Source organism: Aeromonas sp. TW 6 (assembly GCF_013168745.1).
In the GTDB taxonomy this organism is placed as follows: Bacteria; Pseudomonadota; Gammaproteobacteria; order Enterobacterales; family Aeromonadaceae; genus Aeromonas; species Aeromonas caviae.
In genome coordinates this window covers 1-7841 of the sequence record NZ_JABERS010000079.1, presented here as the reverse complement: position 1 = coordinate 7841, position 7841 = coordinate 1, and the positions used below count along the sequence as shown (strand labels likewise).

Sequence of the window (7841 nt, the reverse complement as noted above, 5' to 3'; positions counted from 1 at the left end):
TGTGGAGGCGTGGTGCAATCAGGCCGCCCGATGAAGCAGGAACCCGGTACTGCGCGAGCAGCTATCACCCAGTAATGGGAATCCCCCTCCTGTGACGCGAAGCGCTAAGGTGGGGGAGGATGTCAAGAATTGGGCATTCGAATAATAACCATACGGCCTTGCGGTTGTCTAAAGGCACCTAACATCAGATAATACGGCCGCCTTCATACCGGATAACCCATCTTCAATGACTGAGTACCTGCTTTTACTGGTCGGCACCGTGCTGATCAACAACTTCGTGCTGGTGAAGTTCCTCGGCCTTTGCCCCTTCATGGGTGTCTCCGGCAAGCTGGAAACCGCCATCGGCATGGGTCTGGCCACCACCTTCGTCATGACGCTGGCCAGCGCCTGCTCCTATCTGATGGAGCACTATATCCTGATCCCGCTGGAGATCGCCTACCTGCGCACCCTGGGCTTCATTCTGGTGATCGCCGTGGTGGTCCAGTTCACCGAGATGGTGATCCGCAAGAGCAGCCCGACCCTCTATCGCCTGCTCGGCATCTTCCTGCCGCTCATCACCACCAACTGTGCCGTGCTCGGCGTGGCGCTGCTCAGCATCAACGAGCGCCACAACTTCATCCAGAGCATCATCTACGGCTTCGGGGCCGCCGTCGGCTTCTCCCTGGTGCTGATCCTTTTTGCCGCCATGCGTGAGCGGCTGGTGGCTGCCGACGTGCCGGCACCGTTTCGTGGCGTCTCCATCGCCATGGTCACCGCTGGCCTGATGTCGCTGGCCTTCATGGGCTTTACCGGCCTCATCAAGATATAACGCTATGATTCACATACTCTTTGCCATTCTGGTGCTGGCCCTGCTTGCCCTGGCCTTCGGCATCATTCTCGGCTTTGCCGCCGTCAAGTTTCATGTGCAGGCCGATCCCATCGTCGATCAGCTCGATGCCCTGTTGCCCCAGACCCAGTGCGGCCAGTGCGGTTACCCGGGCTGCAAACCCTACGCCGAAGCCCTGGCCAATGGCGACAAGATCAACAAGTGCGTGCCCGGTGGCGACGCCACCATGCGCAAGATTGCCGACCTGATGGGCGTCGAGCCCCAGTCTCTGGACGGCGGTGAAGACGCGGCAATCCCCGTCAAGAAGGTGGCCTTCATTCACGAAGACATGTGCATCGGTTGCACCAAGTGCATCCAGGCCTGTCCGGTCGACGCCATCCTGGGTGCCACCAAGGCGATGCATACCGTCATCGCGGCCGAGTGCACCGGGTGCGACCTCTGCGTCGACCCCTGCCCGACCGACTGTATCGAAATGATCCCGGTGCCGACCACGGTCGACAACTGGAAATGGGATCTGGCCAAGGTCGCCATTCCGGTCAAGATAGTGGAATAAACAGCGGAGTAACCATGCAGCATCTGCTCGAACGCATCAAAGCCGGCACTCTGTGGGATTTTCACGGCGGCATCCATCCCCCCGAGAACAAGCACCAGTCAAGCCTGACCCCCGTCGTTGACGCGGGCCTTCCCCCACAGCTCATCATTCCGGTGCGCCAGCACGCGGGTCCGGCCGGCGAACTGCTGGTGCGGGTGGGGGACAAGGTCAAGAAAGGGCAACCCCTCACCCGTTTTGACAAGGGACGCATCGTGCCGGTGCACGCTTCCACCTCGGGCACCATCACCGCCATCGAGCAGCACACGGTGGCGCACCCCTCCGGTCTTGACGATCTCTGCATCCTCCTCACCCCGGACGGAGACGATGCCTGGGGCGAGCGCACACCCCAGCCTGACTACTGGAACCTGGAGCGGGGGGCGTTGCTCGAGCGCATCCAGCAGGCCGGCATCGCCGGGCTCGGCGGCGCCGTCTTCCCGACCCACAGCAAGCTCGACGGCCGTGGCCAGCTCACCGAGATCCTCATCGTCAACGGGCTGGAGTGCGAACCCTACATCACCACAGATGACCGTCTGATGCAGGAATACGCCGACGAGATCATGGACGGCATCCGGGTACTCAAGCACCTGCTCAAGCCCAAGCTCACCCTGATCGGGGTGGAAGACAACAAACCGGCGGCCATCGAGGCCCTGACCCGCCATGCCAGCGACGCCGACGTGCTGGTCAAGTCGGTACCGACCAAGTACCCCTCCGGCGGCGCCAAACAGACCATAGAGCTGCTCACCGGACGCCAGGTGCCCAAGGGAGGCCGGGCGGTGGACATGGGCATCATGGTGCTCAACGTCGCCACCGTCTTTGCCATCAAGCGCGCCATCATCGATGGGGAGCCGCTCATCGAGCGCATCGTCACCCTCACCGGCGACGCCTTCAAGAAACCCGGCAATGCCTGGGTGCGTCTGGGCACGCCGGTACGCTGGCTGCTCCAGCGTTTCGAGCTGCAACCGGAGGCGGATCAGCGGGTCATCATGGGGGGCCCCATGATGGGCTTCACCCTGCCCCACGCCATGGTCCCCGTGGTCAAGGCCACCAACTGCCTGCTCTCCCCCACCCGCGCCGAGCTGCCGCCCCCCGGCCCGGAACAGGCCTGCATCCGTTGCAGTGCCTGCGCCGATGCCTGCCCCGCCACCCTGCTGCCCCAGGAGCTTTACTGGTACAGCCGGGTCAAGGAGTACGACAAGGCCGAGAAGCTCAACCTCTTTGACTGTATCGAGTGCGGCGCCTGTGCCTGGGTCTGCCCGAGCGAAATCCCCCTGGTGCAGTACTACAAGATCGCCAAGGATGACATCCGCGAGGCCCGTGCCGAGGCCGAGAAGGCCGAACGTGCCAAGCAGCGCTTCGAGGCCAAGCAGGCTCGCTTCGAGCGTGAGAAGGCGGCCCGCGAAGCCCGCCACGCCGAGGCCGCAGCCCAGCGTCGCCAGGCCATGACGACGGCCGGGGGCGAAGATCCGGTCGCCGCCGCCCTGGCCCGCATCAAGGCCAAACAGGAGACGGCCCAGGTGGCCGTGAGTGAACCCGCACCGGACAACGACGCCATGATTGCCGCCCGTGAGGCACGCAAGCAGGAGGCCATCGCCCGTCGTGCCGCCAAGGCCGCCAATGGCGAGGGCAATGGGCTGGCTGACACCCCGGCACCTGGGGAGCAACATCCCAAGGCAGAGCTGGATCCCAAGAAGGCCGCCATCGCCGCCGCCCTGGCACGTGCCAAGGCCAAGAAGGCCGCCCAGGCGCAAGGTGACGGACCGGTGGTCTCAGGTGAGACATCTGTGAACACAACCGAACTCGCCGTTGAGGCCCCGGCCGCCGCATCCGAACCCGCCGCAGAGGTGGACCCCAAGAAGGCGGCCATTGCCGCCGCCATCGCCCGGGCCAAGGCCAAGAAGGCTGCTCAGGCGCAAGGTGACGGGCCGGTGGTCGCGGGTGATACATCCGTGAACACAACCGAACACGCCGTTGAGGCCTCGGCCGCCGCATCCGAACCCGCCGCAGAAGTGGATCCCAAGAAGGCGGCCATTGCCGCCGCCATCGCCCGGGCCAAGGCCAAGAAGGCCGCACAGGCGCACGGTGATGGGCCTGTGGTCGCGGATAAGACATCCGTGAATACAACCGAACACGCCGTTGAGGTCCCGGCCGCCGCATCCGAACCCGCCGCAGAGGTGGACCCCAAGAAGGCGGCCATTGCCGCCGCCATCGCCCGGGCCAAGGCCAAGAAGGCCGCTCAGGCGCAAGGTGATGCACCGGTGGTCGCGGGTGAGACATCCGTGAACACAACCGAACACGCCGTTGAGGCCCCGGCCGCCGCATCCGGACCCGCCGCCGAGGTGGACCCCAAGAAGGCGGCCATCGCCGTCGCCATCGCCCGGGCCAAGGCCAAGAAAGCCGCCCAGGCGCAAGGTGACGCACCGCTGGACGCAGGTGGCATCTCCGCAAACACAAGCGATACCGCCACCGCCGAGGCACCTGCCGCCGCATCCGAGCCCGCCGCCGAGGTAGACCCCAAGAAGGCGGCCATCGCCGCCGCCATCGCCCGGGCCAAAGCCAAGAAGCTGGCGGCCGAGGCTGCCTCCTCCCCTTCGACCGACAAGAGCCACTGATCCATGTTCAATATCGCGAGTGCGCCTTTTGCCCACAACCGCAAACAGACCCAGACCCTGATGGTGCTGGTGATCCTGGCCTGCCTGCCCGGCTTCCTGGCGCAGACCTGGTTCTTCGGCTGGGGGACCCTGATCCAGATCCTGCTGGCGCTGGTCACTGCCCTGGGTTCGGAGGCCCTGGTCCTTCGCCTGCGCGGCCGCCCCGTCAAACCGGCCCTGCTGGATGGCAGCGCGGCGCTCACCGCCGTGCTCATCGGTCTCTCCCTGCCCCCCCTGCTGCCCTGGTGGATGCTGGTGCTGGGCACGGCGTTCGCCATCATCATCGCCAAGCATCTCTATGGCGGGCTCGGTCAGAACCTGTTCAATCCTGCCATGGTGGCCTATGTGCTGCTGCTGGTCTCCTTCCCGGTCCAGATGACCAGCTGGCTGCCCCCCTCCAGCATCGCCGCCTACGACATCGGCTTCGCCGATGCGGCCTCGGTGATCTTCACCGGCTTCAGCCTCGACGGCTACAGCATGCTGCAGCTCAAGCAGGGGGTGGATGGCCTGACCATGGCCACGCCGCTGGATACCTTAAAGACCGGACTGACCCAGGGACTGACCGCCACCGAAGTGATGACCCACAAGGTCTTCGAGGGCTGGGGTGGTATCGGCTGGAGCTGGGTCAACCTCGGCTACCTGCTGGGAGGCCTCTTCCTGCTCCAGCAGAAAGTGATCAACTGGCGCATTCCGACTGCCGTGCTGGGCGCATTGCTGCTCGCTGCCACCCTGGGCTATCTGGCCACCCCGGATGCCACCGCCACCCCTATGCTGCACCTGTTCAGCGGTGCCACCATGCTCGGGGCCTTCTTCATCGCCACCGATCCGGTGAGTGCCAGCACCACCGCAAAGGGGCGCCTCGTCTACGGTGTGCTCATCGGCGTGCTGGTCTATGTCATCCGCCGTTTTGGCGGCTATCCGGATGCCTTCGCCTTCGCCGTGTTGCTGGCCAACCTGTGCGTTCCCCTGATTGACAGTCTGACCCGCCCCAAGGTCTATGGAGCCCGTCGCAAATGAACCCACATCTGAATTGCCACAGACGCGAGACAGGAAGCCTCCCATGTTGAAAAGCATGCGCAAGAATGGCCTGACCCTGGCCCTCTTTGCCCTCGGCTGCACCGCCATGGTGGTGCTGACCAACGAACTGACCCGGGATCGCATCGCCCACCAGCAAGAGCTGGAGAAGCTGCGCACCCTGCAGGCCCTGCTGCCCGAGGGGAGTTATGACAACGATCTGGTGGCCAGTTGCAAGCTGGTCAGCAGCCGGGAATACCTGGGCAGCGATGAGCCCATGCCCCTCTATACCGCCACCCTCAAGGGGGTGCATACCGGCTACGCGCTGGAAACCGTGGCCCCCGATGGTTACAGTGGAGCCATTCGCATGGTGGTCGGCACCGATGCCAAGGGGGCCGTCAGTGCGGTCAGGGTGCTGGCCCACAAGGAAACCCCGGGGCTTGGTGACAAGATAGAACTGAAGAAATCCAGCTGGATCGACAGCTTCACCGGCAAGTCCCTCACGGCCGACAACGACACCACCTGGGCGGTGAAGAAGGATGGCGGCGAATTCGACGCCTTCACCGGGGCAACCATCACCCCGCGGGCCGTGGTCAAGGCGGTGAAAAATTTGCTGAGGCTGCAACAGGAGCACCCCGAACTGCTGCACGATGCCCCCTCCTGCCATACCAACCCCTAACGCCGGAGCACACGCTATGGAACAAGTCGACGTGATTGACACGGCCAGCCAACCCGCCGGGGAAAGTGGCCGCCGCGAAGAGCTCAAGGAGCTGATGCTGCAGGGACTGTGGAAGAACAACCCCTCCCTGGTGCAGGTGCTGGGACTCTGCCCCACCCTGGCGGTCTCCTCCACCTTTACCAATGCGTTGGGGCTCGGCCTTGCCACCATGGTGGTACTGGTCTGCTCCAACCTCGCCGTCTCCCTGGTGCGCAACTGGGTGCCCAAGGATATCCGCATCCCGGTCTACGTGATGATTATCGCGGCCCTGGTGACCAGCGTGCAGCTGTTGATGAACGCCTACACCTACGGCCTCTATCAAGCGCTCGGCATCTTCATCGCCCTCATCGTCACCAACTGCGTCATCATCGGCCGCGCCGAAGCCTATGCCTCCAAGAACCCGCCCCTGCTTGCCGCCCTCGACGGCTTCATGATGGGGCTGGGCTTTACCCTGGTGCTGCTGGTACTGGGGGGCCTTCGCGAGATCATCGGCATGGGCACCCTGTTTGACGGTGCCGAGCTGCTGCTGGGTGACTGGGCCAAGTCATTGCGCGTCGAGCTGTTCCACGCCGACGCCAGCCTGCTGCTGGCGATCCTGCCCCCCGGCGGCTTCATCGGCCTCGGTTTGATGATCGCCGGCAAAAACGCCATCAACGACTGGATGGGCCGCAAGCAGAGTGCCGAGAAGGCCCACTGCACCGTGCCGGCGGCGGGCGCCCGCACTACCCAGCTCTGAGACAAGAGAGAGCCATGAACAACCAGAAACGCAGGCTGATCCTGGAGCGGTTGCGCGATGACAACCCCCATCCCACCACAGAGCTCAACTTCACCACGCCCTTCGAGCTGCTCATCGCCGTGCTGCTTTCGGCCCAGGCCACCGACGTGAGCGTCAACAAGGCCACCGACAAGCTCTATCCGGTGGCCAACACCCCCCAGGCCATGCTGGATCTGGGGGTGGACGGGGTCAAGGAGTACATCAAGACCATCGGCCTGTTCAACACCAAGGCCGAGAACGTCATCAAGACCTGCGCCATTCTGCTGGAGCGCCACGGCGGCGAGGTGCCGGAGAATCGCGAGGCCCTCGAGGCCCTGCCCGGCGTCGGCCGCAAGACCGCCAACGTGGTGCTCAACACCGCCTTCGGCTGGCCCACCATCGCCGTCGACACCCATATCTTCCGGGTCTCCAACCGCACCGGCTTTGCCGTGGGCAAGAACGTCGATCAGGTGGAGGAGAAGCTGCTCAAGGTGGTCCCCGCCGAGTTCAAGCTGGACGTGCACCACTGGCTCATCCTGCACGGGCGTTACACCTGTCTCGCCCGCAAGCCCCGCTGCGGCTCCTGCATCATCGAAGATTTGTGCGAATACAAAGAGAAGGTCTATCCCGAGAGTTGATCTGCAGGCCTCTGCGGATCCGGTCTCGGGCCATGGATTCAAGGCAGTACCAATCCACCAACCCGGAGAATTGAGCAATGAGAATTCTGCATACCATGTTGCGCGTCGGCGATCTGCAACGTTCCATCGACTTCTACACCCGAGTGCTGGGCATGACACTGCTGCGCAAGAGCGAGAACAGCGAATACAAGTACACCCTGGCCTTCGTCGGCTACGGCGACGAGAAGGATGAAGCCGTCATCGAGCTCACCTACAACTGGGGGGTGAGCGAGTACGAGCTCGGTTCCGCCTATGGCCACATCGCCCTGGAAGCGGACGACATCTATGCCACCTGCGAGGCACTGCGCGCCGCCGGCGCCAAGATCACCCGCGAGCCGGGCCCGGTGAAGGGCGGCACCACCGTCATCGCCTTCGTGGAAGACCCGGACGGTTACAAGATTGAGCTGATTGCCAAGAAAGACGCCGGTAACGGCCTGGGCGCCTGAGCCCACGCCGCCTGGCGGTGAGAAAAACAACGGGGCCCAGGGCCTAATGCCGATCAGTTAAGGATCCATTGACCGATCCTCAGGCTGTGTAAGAATCCGAAACTCCTTGTTGGGTTTCGGATTTTTTTATGCGTATCGACCAAGCTCTCGACTTCATTCACGCCTG

Annotated in this window: 8 protein-coding genes; all 8 read left to right on the top strand. The window is 63.9% G+C overall.

Annotation, left to right across the window (positions count from 1 at the left end; genetic code table 11):
* Positions 1–226: 226 nt before the first annotated feature.
* A complete protein-coding gene (gene rsxA / locus HKD46_RS20635; RefSeq protein WP_039038677.1) occupies positions 227–808 on the top strand; it encodes an electron transport complex subunit RsxA in 582 nt (193 codons plus the stop codon).
* A 4-nt stretch (positions 809–812) separates the two neighbouring features.
* Entirely contained in the window at positions 813–1379 is a 567-nt protein-coding gene (gene rsxB / locus HKD46_RS20630; RefSeq protein WP_042017194.1) for an electron transport complex subunit RsxB, read from the top strand.
* A gap of 14 nt (positions 1380–1393) precedes the next feature.
* A complete protein-coding gene (gene rsxC / locus HKD46_RS20625; RefSeq protein WP_171865912.1) occupies positions 1394–4027 on the top strand; it encodes an electron transport complex subunit RsxC in 2634 nt (877 codons plus the stop codon).
* Between the two features lie 3 nt (positions 4028–4030).
* A complete protein-coding gene (gene rsxD, locus HKD46_RS20620) occupies positions 4031–5083 on the top strand; it encodes an electron transport complex subunit RsxD (RefSeq protein ID WP_010674314.1) in 1053 nt (350 codons plus the stop codon).
* A gap of 43 nt (positions 5084–5126) precedes the next feature.
* Positions 5127–5759, top strand: coding sequence for an electron transport complex subunit RsxG (gene rsxG, locus HKD46_RS20615; protein ID WP_043156385.1), 633 nt, complete (start codon positions 5127–5129; stop codon positions 5757–5759).
* Positions 5760–5775: 16 nt separating this feature from the next.
* Positions 5776–6534, top strand: coding sequence for an electron transport complex subunit E (locus HKD46_RS20610; protein ID WP_010674312.1), 759 nt, complete (start codon positions 5776–5778; stop codon positions 6532–6534).
* Between the two features lie 14 nt (positions 6535–6548).
* Positions 6549–7190, top strand: coding sequence for an endonuclease III (gene nth / locus HKD46_RS20605; RefSeq protein ID WP_005302279.1), 642 nt, complete (start codon positions 6549–6551; stop codon positions 7188–7190).
* A gap of 77 nt (positions 7191–7267) precedes the next feature.
* Positions 7268–7675: a lactoylglutathione lyase gene (gene gloA / locus HKD46_RS20600; protein ID WP_039038673.1), complete on the top strand. Its 408-nt coding sequence runs from the start codon at positions 7268–7270 to the stop codon at positions 7673–7675.
* Positions 7676–7841: the final 166 nt, after the last annotated feature.